The organism is Komagataeibacter diospyri (assembly GCF_043995075.1).
Classification (GTDB): Bacteria; Pseudomonadota; Alphaproteobacteria; order Acetobacterales; family Acetobacteraceae; genus Komagataeibacter; species Komagataeibacter diospyri.
Window position 1 is genome coordinate 373,771 of record NZ_CP171836.1, and the last position, 15,577, is coordinate 389,347.

Annotated in this window: 14 protein-coding genes; 6 read left to right on the plus strand and 8 right to left on the minus strand. The window is 62.6% G+C overall.

Annotated features, from left to right (window positions below; genetic code table 11):
* Positions 1-14 precede the first annotated feature (14 nt).
* The 4 genes from nadA to ACE2AA_RS01780 are packed head-to-tail and all read left to right on the plus strand — an operon-like array spanning position 15 to position 3,916.
* A complete protein-coding gene (gene nadA, locus ACE2AA_RS01765) occupies positions 15-995 on the plus strand; it encodes a quinolinate synthase NadA (protein WP_395370880.1) in 981 nt (326 codons plus the stop codon).
* Positions 992-2,554 (plus strand): L-aspartate oxidase, encoded by a 1,563-nt coding sequence (locus ACE2AA_RS01770; RefSeq protein WP_395370881.1) that lies wholly within the window; start codon positions 992-994, stop codon positions 2,552-2,554. The genes nadA and ACE2AA_RS01770 overlap by 4 nt, the downstream gene beginning before the upstream one ends.
* On the plus strand, positions 2,551-3,405 hold the full coding sequence (gene nadC / locus ACE2AA_RS01775) for a carboxylating nicotinate-nucleotide diphosphorylase (RefSeq protein ID WP_141299600.1): 855 nt from the start codon (positions 2,551-2,553) through the stop codon (positions 3,403-3,405). The genes ACE2AA_RS01770 and nadC overlap by 4 nt, the downstream gene beginning before the upstream one ends.
* 22 nt (positions 3,406-3,427) lie before the next feature.
* On the plus strand, positions 3,428-3,916 hold the full coding sequence (locus ACE2AA_RS01780) for a hypothetical protein (RefSeq protein ID WP_227002296.1): 489 nt from the start codon (positions 3,428-3,430) through the stop codon (positions 3,914-3,916).
* Positions 3,917-4,046: 130 nt separating this feature from the next.
* Here ACE2AA_RS01780 and ACE2AA_RS01785 read toward each other — a convergent pair whose 3' ends face one another.
* The 5 genes from ACE2AA_RS01785 to ACE2AA_RS01805 all read right to left on the minus strand — a co-directional run bounded on the left by ACE2AA_RS01785 (position 4,047) and on the right by ACE2AA_RS01805 (position 12,763).
* On the minus strand, positions 4,047-7,571 hold the full coding sequence (locus ACE2AA_RS01785) for an AAA family ATPase (RefSeq protein WP_395370883.1): 3,525 nt from the start codon (positions 7,569-7,571) through the stop codon (positions 4,047-4,049).
* Entirely contained in the window at positions 7,558-8,817 is a 1,260-nt protein-coding gene (locus ACE2AA_RS01790; protein ID WP_395370885.1) for an exonuclease SbcCD subunit D, read from the minus strand. The genes ACE2AA_RS01785 and ACE2AA_RS01790 overlap by 14 nt, the downstream gene beginning before the upstream one ends.
* An 85-nt stretch (positions 8,818-8,902) precedes the next feature.
* Entirely contained in the window at positions 8,903-10,372 is a 1,470-nt protein-coding gene (locus ACE2AA_RS01795) for an NAD-dependent succinate-semialdehyde dehydrogenase (RefSeq protein WP_395370886.1), read from the minus strand.
* Between the two features lie 40 nt (positions 10,373-10,412).
* Positions 10,413-11,699 (minus strand): 4-aminobutyrate--2-oxoglutarate transaminase, encoded by a 1,287-nt coding sequence (gene gabT / locus ACE2AA_RS01800; protein WP_395370888.1) that lies wholly within the window; start codon positions 11,697-11,699, stop codon positions 10,413-10,415.
* 110 nt (positions 11,700-11,809) lie between these two features.
* Positions 11,810-12,763, minus strand: coding sequence for a LysR substrate-binding domain-containing protein (locus ACE2AA_RS01805; RefSeq protein WP_395370890.1), 954 nt, complete (start codon positions 12,761-12,763; stop codon positions 11,810-11,812).
* 42 nt (positions 12,764-12,805) lie between these two features.
* Between ACE2AA_RS01805 and ACE2AA_RS01810 the strand changes: the two genes are divergently transcribed.
* Both ACE2AA_RS01810 and ACE2AA_RS01815 read left to right on the plus strand, forming a co-directional pair.
* Positions 12,806-13,078 carry a hypothetical protein gene (locus ACE2AA_RS01810; protein WP_141299617.1) on the plus strand — a complete coding sequence of 91 codons (273 nt, stop codon included), beginning with the start codon at positions 12,806-12,808 and terminating at the stop codon, positions 13,076-13,078.
* 33 nt (positions 13,079-13,111) lie between these two features.
* Positions 13,112-14,014, plus strand: a complete 903-nt coding sequence (locus tag ACE2AA_RS01815) for a LysR family transcriptional regulator (protein ID WP_162851908.1) — start codon at positions 13,112-13,114, stop codon at positions 14,012-14,014.
* A gap of 15 nt (positions 14,015-14,029) precedes the next feature.
* On the opposite strand, the gene ACE2AA_RS01820 is transcribed toward ACE2AA_RS01815, so the two are convergent.
* From ACE2AA_RS01820 to ACE2AA_RS01830, 3 genes are all read right to left on the minus strand, one after another.
* A complete protein-coding gene (locus tag ACE2AA_RS01820) occupies positions 14,030-14,377 on the minus strand; it encodes a hypothetical protein (protein ID WP_395370891.1) in 348 nt (115 codons plus the stop codon).
* A gap of 64 nt (positions 14,378-14,441) precedes the next feature.
* Complete coding sequence (locus tag ACE2AA_RS01825) at positions 14,442-14,648, minus strand: cold-shock protein (RefSeq protein ID WP_007398099.1); 207 nt, start codon at positions 14,646-14,648, stop codon at positions 14,442-14,444.
* 224 nt (positions 14,649-14,872) lie between these two features.
* A complete protein-coding gene (locus ACE2AA_RS01830) occupies positions 14,873-15,562 on the minus strand; it encodes a Fe2+-dependent dioxygenase (RefSeq protein ID WP_141259543.1) in 690 nt (229 codons plus the stop codon).
* Positions 15,563-15,577: the final 15 nt, after the last annotated feature.

Below are 15,577 nucleotides of genomic sequence, written 5' to 3' on the forward strand. Positions count from 1 at the left end.
AAGGGAGAACAGGCATGAACCAGATTACGCCGCGTGGCGGAACAGACGGGCTGTATGACCGGGTGCGGCATCTGGTCCCGGAAATGGAATGGGAGACCTTTGTCGAGGATATCCGCGCGATCGAAACGCTCAAGCGTGAACGCAACGCCGTCATCCTCGCGCATAACTACCAGACGCCCGAAATCTTTCATTGTGTGGCCGATATCCGTGGCGACAGCCTTGCCCTGGCGCGTGAGGCGCAGGACACGGACGCGGATGTGATCGTCATGGCCGGTGTCCATTTCATGGCGGAAACGGCCAAGATGCTGAACCCGCACAGCACGGTCCTGATCCCCGACATGCATGCGGGCTGTTCGCTGGCGGATTCCATTACCGGGCGGGACGTGCGCCTGCTGCGCGAACGCTATCCCGGCGTGCCGGTTGTGACCTATGTCAACACCTCGGCCGAGGTAAAGGCCGAAAGTGATATCTGCTGCACGTCCGGCAATGCGAAGCGGGTGGTGGAAAGCCTTGGCACTGACCGCGTCATCATGATCCCAGATGAATTCCTGGCCCGTAACATCGAAGCCGAGACCGGGATCAAGATGATCACATGGGCCGGCCATTGCGAGGTGCATGAACGCTTCACCCCGCAGGAAATCGAACGCATGCGCGCCGACCATCCCGGTCTTGTCGTCCTTGCCCATCCCGAATGCCCGCCCGAAGTGGTTGCGGTATCCGATTTCAGTGGCTCCACCGCCATGATGGGTGATTTCGTGCGCGACCATACGGGCAGCCGTATCCTGCTGGTGACCGAATGTTCCATGAGCGACAATCTCGCGGTTCAGTATCCCCAGACCGAATTCGTGCGGCCCTGCAACATGTGTCCACACATGAAGCGTATTACCCTGTCCAATATCCGCCAGTCGCTGGAAAACATGACGCATGAAGTCACGCTGGACCCGGAACTGGCCAGTCGTGGCCGCCGTGCCGTTGAGCGCATGCTGGCGATATGACTTTCCTTCCGCCGCTGGGCCAGCTTGCCGGACAGCCGCTGATTATCGGTGGCGGACTGGCGGGCGTCATGACCGCGCTGTCCACCGGGCGTCCATGCGTGCTGGTCTGTCCGGGGCGGCTGGATGAAATACGTCCTCCCCTTGCCGCGAGCATGCTGGCGCAGGGTGGCATGGCGGCGGCCATGGGCGCGGATGACACGCCCGCGCTGCATGCGGCGGATACGCTGGCGGCAGGGGCCGGGCTGTGTGATGCCATGGTGGTTGATAACGTGACACAGGCAGGTCCGGCTGCGGTTGAACGCCTGACCGGTCTGGGCGTGCAGTGGGACAGGCAGGCCGACGGCAGCCTGCAGTTGGGACTGGAAGCAGCCCACGGGCGACGGCGCATCGTGCATGCGGGGGAAGACGCGACGGGTGCCACCATCATGCGCGCGCTGGTTGCCCGCGTGCGGCAGACTTCGCACATTACGGTGGTGGAACATGCTCATGCGCGTGACCTGCTGGTACGTGATGGCGGGGTCGTAGGGTGCGTCGTTGTTGCTGGCGGTCGGACTGTCACGCTGTCCACCCCGGCCGTCGTGCTGGCCACGGGTGGTGTGGGTGGCCTGTTTGCCGATACCACCAATCCCGCCGGGGCCATGGGGCGTGGCCTGGCCATGGCCGCGCGGGCGGGTGCCGTGCTGGGCAATATGGAATTCGTGCAGTTCCATCCGACCGCTCTTTCCGCCGGGCCTGAAGGGCAGCGCCTGTCCCTGGTCAGCGAGGCCGTGCGGGGTGAAGGCGCCACCCTGATCGATGAGACCGGCGAACGCTTTACCGATGAACTGGCGACCCGCGACAGTGTATCCCGCGCGGTCTGGCGGCACATGATGGGTGGCCATAGCGTGTATCTGGATGCCCGCACGGCGCTGGGGACAGACTTTTCTCAGCATTTTCCCGCCATATCCGCGCTGTGTGCGGTCCATGGCATTGATCCCGCAACGCAGCCGATTCCCGTGCGTCCCGCCGCCCATTATCATATGGGCGGCATCATGGTGGACCATATGGGGCGCACCGGGGTTACGGGCCTGTGGGCGGCGGGGGAAGTCGCGTGTACCGGCCTGCATGGCGCCAACCGGCTGGCCAGCAATTCCCTGCTGGAAGCTGTGGCGTTCGGCACATGGATCGGGCAGCAGTTGGATGGCGGCCTGCCGCAGGCTGCAACCTTGCCCGATGGTTCGCTTTTTCCGTCCGATCCGCCCCCCACTCCACCATCGTTGCACCTGCGGCGGATCATGAGCCGCCATGCCGGGGTCATCCGGTCGGGCGACGGACTGCGCGATGGCCTGAAACAGATCATGCCCATTGTGAATACGGATGCCGGGCTTGTCTGTGCCGCGATCCTTCTTGCCGCCCTGCTGCGGGGTGAAAGCCGGGGTGGCCATTTCCGCAGTGACTGTCCCCATGCCGGGGCCATGGCCACGCCGTCACGCTTCAGCCTGACGGACCTTGATGCCCGGCTGGCGGAAATGCGTGATACGTTTTCTCCCGCCATCCTGAATGAAAGAATGCCCTCATGATCCATCCCCTGCCAGACATCATGCTGGAACCGCTTGTACGTGCGGGCCTGCTGGAGGATCTGGGCCGCGCGGGCGACCTGACGACCGACGCCGTGATCGTGGACGGGGATGCCGTCGTTTCTGCCGTGCTGGCCGCGCGACAGGACGGGGTGATTGCCGGGCTGGACATGGCCCGGCTGTCCTTTGCGCTCATGGACCCGCGTATCGTGTTCGAGGCGCATGTGCATGATGGTCAGGCGGTGACGCGTGGCACGCGCCTTGCCACGGTGCGTGGACCCGCGCGTGGTATCCTGTCGGGGGAGCGGGTGGGGCTTAATTTCCTGTCGCATCTCAGCGGTATCGCGACCGCTACGGCGCAGCTGGTGGAACTGGTGCGGCCCTATCGCGCCAGCATCACCTGCACGCGCAAGACCATGCCCGGTCTGCGGGCAATCCAGAAATACGCGGTCCGCGCCGGGGGAGGCAGCAACCATCGCTTCGGCCTTGATGATGCGATCCTGATAAAGGACAACCACATCGCCTTTGCTGGCGGTATCACGCCCGCGGTGGAACGCGCGCGTCGTGCCGCGGGACATCTGGTACGTATCGAGCTGGAGGTCGATACACTGACCCAGTTGCGTGAGGGACTGGAGACCGGCGGTGTCGATGTCTTCCTGCTTGATAACATGCCGCCCGACGTACTGCGTGAGGCCGTGCGCATTGTCGATGGCCGCGCCGTGACCGAAGCTTCAGGCGGGATAACGCCGCAGACGGTCACTGCCGTGGCACAGGCGGGGGTGGATCTGATTTCCCTTGGCTGGCTGACGCATACCGTGCGCGTCATGGATATCGGGCTGGATTACCAGCCGTGATCCTGTAGGAAGGAAACCGTTCATGCAGGGGAGAACCACAATGGCGTCCACCATCACCACCCGCACCGGCTGTCTTTGCGCCTTGTTGCTGGGAACCACCATCATGGCGGTGGGCGCGCAGGCCCAGCCCGACATGCAGCAGGCGCAGCAGCGTGCCCAGCAGATGCAGCAGATGCAACAGCAGTTCGGGCAGCAGCGGATGCAGATACGTCAGCAGGAACAGCAGATGCACATGCAGCGTGACCAGCAGATGCAACAGATGCAGCAGCAGTTCCGTCAGCAGCAGATGCAGCTGGACCAGCAGGAACGCCAGATGGGCAACCAGCCCGGCGGCCGTGAGCAGATCGCCCGCCAGCGTGAACAGTTCCGCATGCAGCGACAGCAGCAGGAACAGCAGATGCGCCAGCAGTTCCAGCAGCAGGACGAACAGCTACGTCAGCAGCGTTTCCAGATGGAACAGCAGCAGGACCAGCAGCGCAGGCAGATGATGCAGGGGTCGCAGCACTGGTAAAAAAAGCCTGTAAGGCATCAAGAAGTTTTCTGGTGAAGCTTTGTCCAAAAAAGCTTCGAAAGGCACTGCCTTTTTCTAACGATCCACGGGTTGTTTTTTGACTACTGTCTGCCGGATTTCGGCTTCCGTATCATTTCCCTGTCATTATGACAGGTTCCGCAACGGGCGCGCGGGGCAGTTCCAGCAGGTTTATGGGCACATCGCCATCGCGCATTTCCCTGCGCAGGGCGCGGGTCATGTCGCGTATGCTGTCATGGTGGGTAAACAGCAGCACCTGTGTGGTACGGGCAAAATCAGCCAGTACCCGCAGGGTGCTCAGGCTACGGGCATCATCGAACTGGACCAGCAGGTCATCAGCGATGAAGGGCAGGGATTCAGCTGATTTACAGTAGGTTTCCACGCTGGCCAGCCGGAAGGCCAGAAAAAGCTGATCGCGTGTGCCCGCACTCATCGCCGTGACCGGCACGGTGCTGCCATCATGGCGCACGCCATGTACGACCGGGTTACCCTGTGTATCGAGCTCCGTCCTGATACCGGTAAATGCCCCCAGCGTTGCAAGCGACAGGAATTGCCCAGCACGCGTGACCAGCGGGTCCTGTTGTGCTGCCCGCACGCGGTCAATCGCATCGGCGATCAGCTTGCGGGTCAGGGTCAGCCGGGCATATTCCTCCACAATCTGGTGAAGGCTGGTAATGGCGGCCTCGCGTTGTGCAGCCGCCTGCTGGGCATCCGTATTATGTTCGAATGCGCGCAATGCCATATCCTGCTGCTGTTCAGCGCGCACGGCGTTGTCACGCAGGCGTTGCAGGTCGGCCAGACGGTCATGGATCCGTGCGGTTTCCGCCTTCAGTTCCGGCAGGTCACGTCCATCCAGGGCGCGTTCCAGCTCGGCGGGGGACTGGCCGTCCGTCATGCGCGACAGGGTATCGCGTGCCTGCGCATGGTCATGCTCCAGCCGGTCGCGGTGATCCAGTCGGGCAGCAAGCTGGCGCAGGGTATCCATGTTGTCGGTATGCGTGCGGACCAGCAGCGCATCAATGGCCGTACGGGCGTGGGCAAGGCGCGCTTCGCTGTCGATCACATCCTGATTGGCCGCGGCCAGTGCCGGCTGCAGGGCTTCGCGCTGATGCCGGGCCTTTTCCGCGGCCTGCCACTGGCGATCCAGTTCCTCGGCCGCTGCTACCCCATCGTGCGGCAGGGTCAGTGGCAGGTGCTGTCGCATGCTGTCAATGACCTGCGACAGCTCAAGTTCGGCTGCATGGGCCTGCGCACGGCCATCGTGCAGTTCGGCCAGCCGTTCGATATGCGCGGGGGCCGCAGCCCATTCGGTTGCAAGGTCACGTGCGACATCAGGCAGGGCGTCCGCTGCCAGGCCAATGGCCTGCATGGCGATGGCCCATTGCTGCTGCCAGGCTCGCCGTGCAGCGATCAGCGCGTCACCCTGCTGGCGCAGCTGTGCCTGTAGCGGCAGCAGGTCATCCAGTTCACGCTGCAGCCTGCTGTATTCCTCATACCCGCTGACATGCATGCGCGCGGCGGTGATGACGGCCTCAACGCAGGCGGGCAGGTCCAGCGCCGGATCAATCCCCAGCCGTCGGGCCAGTCGCTGCAGTCTGTCATGCACCGCATCGGGGCGGATGCGTTCTTCGGCCAGTGCCGCCCGTTCGGCTGTGATCTGTTCGGCGTCGGTCAGTAACTGCGTGCGCTGCTGCACGAAGGCCAGCAGGGCTTCGGCTGTAGCGGCACGGGCATGCAGGGTGGGGAAGGGGGCAATGAATTCCTGCCACTGGCGGGTGATCTGATTTTCCACCTCCGCCCGATTGTGATCATGGAAGGTGATTTTTTCCATGCAGTGGCTGATGTCGTGTCGCAGGCCCTCGATCCGGGCAATGCGGTCTGCCTGTGTCATCAACTGTGCCGACAGGCTGTCGGCCCGTTCCATGGCGGCATCCAGTGCGGCGGCACGGATCTGGCGCGTGGGGGCAGGCGTGTCGGGATCGGGATGCAGGTAAGTGGCGCGGATTTCGTGCCACAATGCATCACGCTGGTCGCGCGCGGTGGCCAGCATGTCCGGCGTGATCGAACTACCAGCCTGTTCCAGCCGTGTCAGTTCGGGCTGCAACGTGGTCAGACGTTCACGTTCGCCTGCCAGCGTGCTGGCCAGACGGTCGCGTTCAATGCGCAGTTTATGCTGGCCTTCCACGATACTGCGCACGCCATCGGCGGTAGGACAGGACAGGTGGCGCAGCTGGTCCACCGTGTCCAGCCCCAATGCCCGCACCTGTGTCTCAAGGCTGGCCTGACGCTGGTCAAGGCCTGCCGCGCGCAGTTCCAGCCGCGCCTTTTCCGTGGGCAGTGCGGCAAAGGCGGTTGTATCTTCATTCAGTGGCAGGTCGTGACCAGCCGCGCGAAGACTGTCGACGCGGCGCTGCTTCTGCGCGATGGCAAGGTCTGTCTGGTGGACCTGCTGTTCCAGATTGGCGTGCTGGTTATGCAGGCGGGTCTGTGTATCCGCCAGTGCGCGGATACTGTCCAGTACCGTGCGGTCTGGCATGGACTGGCGTAAATCGGCCTCCGTTCCCTTGCCCAGCCGCTGGCGCAGGCTGGCCAGACTTTCATCTATGCTGCGCCATTTTTCGTCCTGTGCTTCCCTCAGTGCACGGTGGTGGTGGACACCCTGCCCAAGGCGAATGGCCTGCATGATGGGATCACACAGGGTTGCAAGGGCGGCTTGCACCGGGAGTAAGGCTGTCTGCTGTCGCAGTCGCGTGGCCTGTGCCACGGCAGCATCATGGCGGGTCGTCGCGCTGTCGAATGTATCCAGCACGGTGGTAATGGTGGCGGCCATGCCCACGGGCAGGGTGGCAAGGTCAGCCTGTGCGGCCAGTTCCCCCTGCAGCCGACTGATTTCGCGCAGTAGGGGCACGGCTTTTTCCAGCCGTTCATGGTGGGCCTGCAGGCGGCGCAGTTCGTCCTGTTCGTGGCTTATGTCGGTCTTCTGCTGGCGGGCTTCGTCGCGCAGGCGGCAATGTTCGGTATAGGCGTCATGGCCCAGCGAGGCTTCCTTAAGGCTGTCCTTTGCTGCGTTGAAGGCATCCAGCGCCTTGTAGAACGCACGTTCGCCCGACCGCCGGGGGGCATACAGGGCATTACGCCGCGTGTCGATTTCCTCCAGCCGTTCCACAAGCGCGCGCAGGCCGCCACCTGCCTCCACGATCAGGCGGCCGATATCCCCATTCGCCTTCAGCAGTTCCGCACCACCTGAGCGCAGGGTTTCGTCATTCAGTCCGAACAGGGCGGCGAAGCGTTCGCGCGTCATCGCCCCCAGCGGGTGTGACAGGATGCTGTCGGATATTGCCTTTCCATCCGGGGCGGACAGGGTATTTTTGCGGCCCTTGCGGCGGTTCAGGTCAAATGTCTGCCCGTCATCCAGCCGTATGCACGCATCCAGCCGGATCTGGTCATTGCCAAAGACGGCCCCTGCACCCGACTGGTTGGGTATGCCGAACAGGAAATCCGACAGCGCGGACAGGCAGGTGCTCTTGCCGGCCTCATTGGGGCCATGGATGACATGCAGCCCGTATCCATCCCCGAAATTCAGGTCAAGGTCGGCAAGGGCGCCGTATTTGACAATGCGGAATTCATTGATGCGCATTGTCGCTCCCCTCCGGGTTTTTCACCAGTGACAGGGCAAGGTCGACCGCGCGTGTCGGCACGTCGTTGAGAATGCTTTCACGCATTTCATCCGTCCGGGCCTGAGCGGGTACGCGCTCCAGTATGGTCTTCAGGATATCGGACAGGTCCGTCTGCAATGCCTCGGCTGTTGCCATCTGCCGTATGTCGGCTGCGATCCGCCCGCCGGTGGAGTGGTCCAGAACCGCAGGGCAGGTGGGTGGGTGGGTACGGATCTTCAGCCGTTCAAGCCATATCTCGTCAGACAGGCTGGCGAAAATAACCTCGATTTCCTGCTGTACGGTATCCGTATCGCGTATCAGGTGGGCATGTAGCGGGCTTGCGCCGACCAGTTCCAGCCGCAGGGCGATTGGCCGGCCCTGTGCCTGCTCGATCAGGTCCTGACCTGCGCGGCGGATGCGCCCGGTCATTTCGGCGGGCGTCGCGGCATGGGTCAGGTCCACGACCTCACTGGCCCAGCGCACGGCGTCCAGCACCTGATGTTCCACGGATGCGACATCCCCGCCGCGCACCGTGACCAGTGACGCGCCTTTCGGCCCGGCCTCACGGACATGGCGTCCCTGCAGGTTGCCCGCGTAAACCACATATGGGTTTTCATGCAGGATTTCGCGGGTATGGACATGGCCCAGCGCCCAGTACTGGTAGCCGTGGTTGACCAGCTGTTCCACCGTGCAGGGGGCATAGGTTTCATGTCCCTCCCGCCCCTGGCAGGCGGTATGCAGGATACCGATGTTGAACAGGCCGGGAACGGGGGCGGGGTATTTGCGCGCGATATTGTCGGTTACGTCGCGGCGGCCAAAGCTGCGGCCATGCACGGCAACCCCCAGACCCTCCATGACGCAGGTTTCGGCCTTGCTGGAGGCGAACAGGTGAACATTGTCCGTTACATGCAGGTGTCTGGCAAAGCGGTTTTCTGCATCATGATTGCCAAGGATCATGAAAACGCGAATGCCCGCCTGCTGCAGTCGCGCCATGCCGCTGATGAAGAACAGGCCGCACTGCGTATCGCGTAGGTCACCGTCAAACACATCCCCCGCCAGCACGACAAAGCGGCATTCGGTCCGGATGGCCAGATCAACCATGTCATTGAAGGCACGCCGCGAGGCATCGGCGATAAGGCGGGCATATTCGCCCGATTTTTCCGTAAGCCCCAGCAGCGGGCTGTCCAGATGCAGGTCGGCGGCATGAAGGAAGCGGAATTCGTCCATGCCGCCATCGTAGTCCATTGAAAGCGGAAGTAAATGCGCCCGTTATTCCCCTTCATGCCCGAAGGGGAAAGACGCTTTCAGCCAATCAGGCTGAATGGTCGGTGATATCGGTGCAGATATACTTCATTTCCATGTATTCATCCATGCCGTAGCGCGATCCCTCGCGGCCCATGCCGGACTGCTTGATGCCGCCAAAGGGGGCGACCTCGTTGGAAATCAGCCCGGTGTTGTGACCCACCATGCCGTATTCCAGCGCTTCGGCCACGCGGTAGGCGCGCGCATGGTCGCGGGTGAAGAAATACGCGGCCAGGCCATATTCCGTGTCGTTGGCCATGGAGATGGCCTCGGCTTCCGTATGGAATCGGAACAGCGGGGCCACGGGGCCGAAGGTTTCCTCGTGGGCGATGCGCATGGCGGGGGTCGCGTCACGCAGCACGGTGGGGCGGTAGAACAGTTCGCCCGCATTGTCGCGTGCGCCGCCGCACATGACGGTCGCGCCATGAGCGACCGCGTCATCAACGTGTTCTTCCACCTTCTCGCGCGCCTTTGCGCTGATCAGTGGCCCGATGACAGAATCAGGATCGCTGCCCGGCCCTACCCGCAGCTTTTCCACCACGCGCGCAAAGCGGGTGGCGAATTCGTCGTAAATGCCGTCCTGTACCAGGATACGGTTGGCGCATACGCAGGTCTGTCCGGCGTTGCGGTACTTGGCGGCGATGGCGCTTTTGATCGCCTGTTCGATATGTGCATCGTCAAATACGATGAAGGGGGCGTTGCCACCCAGTTCCAGCGACAGGCGCTTGAGCGTCGTGGCCGACTGCGCCATGAGGATACGCCCCACCTGCGTGGACCCCGTAAAGGACAGCTTGCGGATATCCGGGCTGGCGCACAGTGCCTTGCCCAGTGTCACGCCGTCACCGGGCAGGATCTGCAGCAGGCCGGCGGGTACGCCTGCCTGTTTGGCCAGTTCCGCCAGCGCAAGCGCGGTCAGCGGCGTGTCTTCCGAGGGCTTCACGATCATCGCGCAGCCTGCGGCCAGTGCGGGTCCGGCCTTGCGGGTGATCATGGCGGCCGGGAAATTCCACGGCGTGATCGCGGCGCATACGCCCACGGGCTGGCGGATGACGCTCAGCCGGGTGGCCGGGTTGGTCGGCGGAATGACATCGCCATAGGCGCGCATGGCTTCGGCCGCGAACCACAGCAGGAAGCTTGCGGCATAACGGATCTCCCCCGCTGCTTCCGCGCGCGGCTTGCCCTGTTCGGTTACGATCAGGGTGGCGAGATCATCAACATTGTCCATCACCAGGTCGTGCCAGCGCGTCAGGATCACCTGCCGCTGCGCCCCGGTACGGTTGCGCCATTCCGCCTGTGCCGTGACGGCGGCGGCAACGGCGTGGGTGACATCCTGTGCGCCGCATTCGGCCACTTCCGCCACGACGGCGCCGGTGGCGGGATTATGTACGGGGCGGCGCGCACCGTCCGCCGCTGGGCACCATGTGCCGTTAATGAACGCATCCTTGCGGAACAGGGATGTGTTGGAAAGGTGTACGGTCATTTCGGTCTCCGGTACGAACAGGCGGGCGATTGAAACGGGTTCAGGCTGCGGATTCTGCCAGAACCTGTTCGATGATGTTCATTCCTTCATCAATGATCGCATCCGATGCCGTCAATGGCACAAGGATACGGATGGTTGCCCCCTGCGTGCCACATGACAGCAGGATCAGTCCCTTTTCGCATGCCCGCGCGCAGATGGCCGCGGCAGCACCCGCGCGAACACCTGGCTTGTCGTGTTCTTCCAGAATATCAAAGGCGATCATCGCCCCCAGTCCACGCGCGCGGCTGACGGGCAGCAGCTTCCTGTTGGCATGCAGGCGGTCGATGTGGCGACGCAGGTTTTCGCCAATCGTGTTGGCGCGTTCCACCAGCTTTTCGTCACGGATGATGTCCAGCACGGCCAGACCTGCGGCACAGGCCAGCGGCGCACCGCCATAGGTACCGCCAAGGCCGCCGGGGCCAACCGCGTCCATAAGTTCCGCGCGCCCGATCACGCCCGAAAGCGGCAGGCCGCCACCCATGGACTTCGCGACCGAGACAAGGTCGGGTTGCACGCCGGAATGTTCGATGCCGAACAGGCGGCCCGTGCGGGCGAAGCCGCTCTGCACTTCGTCAGCTACCAGCTTGATGCCGTGTTCGTCACAGATGCGGCGCAGGGCGACCAGCAGTTCGGTGGGGGCCACGCGGAAACCGCCTTCGCCCTGGACGGGTTCGATGATGATGGCGGCGACGCTGGACGCCGGCAGGTCGGCGGCGAACAGGAAGTCCAGCATGCGCAGCGTGTCCGCCACCTGCACCTCTTCCCCATCAGGGAAAGGCAGGTGATAGACTTCACCCGGCAGGGTACCGAACGGCGCCTTGTACGGCTTGACCTTGCCTGTCATGGCCGATGCCAGCAGCGTGCGGCCATGGAACCCGCCGGTAAAGGCGATGATGCCGTTACGCCCGGTCGCCGCGCGTGCGATCTTGACCGCATTTTCGGTCGCTTCCCCCCCTGTGGAGAAGAAAATGGTCTTGGCCGGGCCTTCAAACGGGGCCAGTGCGTTCAGCTTTTCCGCCAGCGCGATATACGGTTCATACGCCGAGACCTGGAACGCGGTATGCGTGAAACGGTCAAGCTGCGCACGTACGGCCTCAAGCACCTTCGGGTGGCGGTGCCCTACGTTCAGCACGGCGATGCCACCAGCGAAATCAACGTAGCGCCGGCCTTCCACATCCCACAGTTCGGCATTTTCCGCCCGGTCGGCGAAAACAGGGGTGGATGTCGCCACCCCGCGCGGCACGGCGTGGTTGCGGCGGGCAAGAAGGTCCTTGTTGGTCAGTGTCATGGCCTGTTTTCATCCCTGTGGGGGTATATGGTGGGGCTGTGGGTACAGCCATTCTGGTCATGTTCCACGTAACGGGTTCGCAACGGGGTGGGGAGGGGCTTTTTAGGCGATTAGTGGTGACTGAATGTCACCACTTCCGCTGTATCCGCATGAAGCTGTGCTTCCAGCCATGTGCGCAGCATCACCATCGGCCGGGCCTGCCATGCCTGCTCCGTCGCGCGCAGGACATAGGCCCCCAGCGATACATCACGTAGCGGGATGTCCGTGGTGGTGACCCGGACCAGGCGACCGGTCTGCAGGTCATCTTCCAGCAGGTAGGCATTGGCCAGCGCGATCCCTTCGCCCGCGCGCGCCGCCGCCAGCGCCAGATGCGCCTGCCATAACCGGCTGCATCCGGTCACATGCGCGACTTCGACCGACTGGCCCGCGAACCACAGCCGCCATTCCGTATCGTTGTCCTCAATCAGCAGCGGCGCATGCAGCAGGTCGGCGGCATTGCGCAACTGATGGGCAAGGCGGTGCAGGCAGGCGGGACTTGCGACGGGAAAAACCGGTGGCCGCGCCACCGGCAGGGCCCGTATGCGCGGCGGGATGGGGACGGGATTATGGTCGTTGATGTAGCGGATATCGGCATGCAGCACGGTGTCGATCCGGTCGGGATCAAACCGGCAGTCGGAATCAACCGGACGTAGCATCAGTTCCACACCGGGGTATAGCTGCCGGAAACTGGCCAGCCGTGGCAACAGCCAGTGATAGGCAATGCCGTGTGAACACGTCAGGGTCACCTGCGGCATCTGCCCGCGTATGTCCGCCGTGGCGCGGGCCAACCCGTCCAGCAGGGGAGCGATGCGGGCATGGTAATCATGCCCTTCAGGTGTCAGACCGCCTTCGCTGCGGTTGCGCAGGGCAACGCCAAGGGTGTTTTCAAGGTCACGAAGGTGGCGGCTGACAACAGCATGATCCACCCCCAGTGCAACTGCGGCACGACGGATGCCACCCGTGCGCGCATAGGCCACGAAGGCATTGAGGGCCGCAAGCGGCGGGATGTGGTAACGCCATTCCATACGGCGCGGATGTTAGCATGAACGGATTGGATCAAAAACAGCATGATCGCGGCAGCCTGCTGTCGGGAGATTGCGCAGACCGTGGAAAGTTTTTGGCGAAGCTTTTTCTCAAAAGCTTCGGAAGATGCCGTCTTTTGGAAAAAGGCAGCGCCCAAAGATTTTTATTATTTTTATCAAAGGATTATTGTCAATCCGGTGATTGCCGGATTGGAGCCATGCAGGCAATGCGGTAGCCCGTGGCAAGGTGGTCCGTGTTTCCTCCCCACGGCAGGGATATCTGGACAGTCACTGGTGGATGTCGTTGTTGTCCGATAAGAGTGTGACGTTTTTTGTCAGGACGGATGTGGCGTGTTTCTGCGGCAGTTGACCTACCTGATAGCCCTTGACCGCTATCAGCATTTCTCCCGCGCGGCGGAAAGCTGCGGCGTATCGCAACCCGCGCTGTCGGCAGCGATACGCCAGCTTGAAGCCGAGCTGGGCATTACCATTATCCGCCGCACCCGGCGTTTCAACGGCCTGACGGATGAAGGGCGGCGGGTGCTGGCGTGGGCGCGCCAGACGCTGGCGGCACTGGACGGGTTGCGGCAGGAAGCGGCCTTCGCGCAGGAAGTGGCGGGGGGTACGCTGTCCATAGGCGCCATGCCGCCGGGGATGCAGGCCATTCCCCTGTTGCTGGAAAGTTTCCGTACCGCCATTCCCGGCCTGCACCTGCAGGTGCGGATTGGTTCATGCGCGGATACGATTCACCGCCTGCGGCAGCAGCAGCTTGACCTCGGGCTGGTCTATCTGGACCAGCTCCCGCCCGATGCCCCTTTTGACACCCTGCCGCTTTTTACCGAACAGCACGTGCTGGTGGCGGCCGATCCCCTTGTCCTGCCTGCGGGGCGACGCGACTGGAGCACGCTGGCCGATCTGCCTTTGTGCCTGCTCAGCCCCGAAATGCGGACGCGCCAGATTGTGGACGCCGCGTTCAGGGGCGCGGGGATAACGCCCACCGTGGTACTGGAAACGAATTCGCTGGAAGTACTGTATGCCGAGTTGCTGGCAGGGCGGCTGGCCAGCATATTGCCGGTTGTAGCCCTGCCAACCCATACCGGGCATTGCCGCCTGCAGGTACGCCCGCTCGGACCCTGTAGCGCGCCGGAGGTTGGTCTGGTACGCCTGACCCAGTCCCTGCCAACTGCATTGACGGTGCGGGTATGGGAAATTGCCAGTCATATGGATATGCGCGACATTTTTGCGGTTGACTGAAAACCGCGCCCGCCGTCAGGGCGGGGGCATGTGGTGCATGTCCTGCAATACCTGACGTTCAGTCCGCTGGAAGGCATTCCAGTCCCGCTGCGCGTCATTGTCAATCATGGGGGAAGCAGGCTGCATGTCGCGACTGTCGGCCTGCCCATGTTCCTGCCCCGTGTATGGGGACATGCGGACAGACTGACCGGGGCCGGTCAGGGGGGCAAAATGCGCCAATGGGAGTGTGGATGGCATGGACAGACCCGATGGGGCGGGCAATGCCACGCTGCCATTCCAGCCACCGGGGACCGCGCCGGGCATCTGCGCCATGGCATGATGCAAGGGCAGGCAGGCCAGCGCCAGTATCAGAAGCCGGAACATGCTGTCTGGCTGTAAAACAGGGTAGAAATAAAAACGGCAGGAACCGGAGTTCCTGCCGAAATTATCAGCCAATCTTCAGATTGACTGCGGAAGACTTGCCATTACGGCCCCGTTCGAGGTCGTAGGTCACGGCCTGTCCTTCGTTCAGGGTCTGCTGGCCAGCCTGCTCGACTGCGGAGATGTGAACGAAAGCGTCAGCGCTTCCATCATCAGGCTGGATAAATCCAAAGCCCTTCTGGGCGTTGAACCATTTAACTGTTCCTGCGGCCATGTGTTGGCCTCCTTGCGTAACCGGCACCCACGCGAACATGCGCGGAATCGAGACTTTTCGTTATATCGGGGATGCCAGAAGGCCGCGTAGCGTGGCTGCAATTGAAATCTTGTCCGTAGCTGAAAAGTCCAGCCGTGAGACAGCTTGTAGAGGAGTTGCACGCAAATAGCACGGAAAATATTCAAAAAAGCGGAAATATTTCCTGTCGGGCATCGGATGACCGGCTAAAGTGCGCACCACTGGCGCATCATGTTGTGATAGATATTGGTCAGCGACAGCACGGCAGAATCGGCATCCCCCAGCCGTTCGCGCAGCGATGTCACCTGCATGTCCAGGTCAAACATGATCTGCCGCCGACTCTCTTCAGCAATCATCGACTGGGACCAGAAAAAGGCCGCCAGTCTGCTGCCCCCCGTTACCGGGGTGACGCTGTGCAGCACGGTGGTGGGATACAGGATCATGTCGCCTGCAGGCAGTTTTATGGTCTGTTCATTGCCATTGGCATGAATGGTCAGTTCACCGCCGTCATATTCATCCGGATCGGAAAAAAACAGCGTGGAGGAAACATCCGTGCGGATACGCGTATGGATGCCCCCCGACAGGATGCCGCGTATGGCGTTATCCACATGCGCGCCAAAGCTCATGCCGTTTTCATAGCGGTTGAACAGTGGCGGGCTGACCCGGTAGGGCAGCACCGCGCTGTTGAACAGGGCGTTGCGGCCCAGCGCACGCAGCACAAGCTGCCCCAGTTCAAGACATGCCTGCGAATCCCGGGGCAGCTGCAGGTTGTTCTTGGCTTTGGCCGACTGCGCGCCCGCCGTCTCGCGGCCATCGGTCCACTGCGCGTTTTTCAGTGTTTCGCGGCAATGGGCCAGTTCATCAGCCGTAAGCAGGGCGGGAATGTGCAGTAGCATGGCGGAACCTTGGGC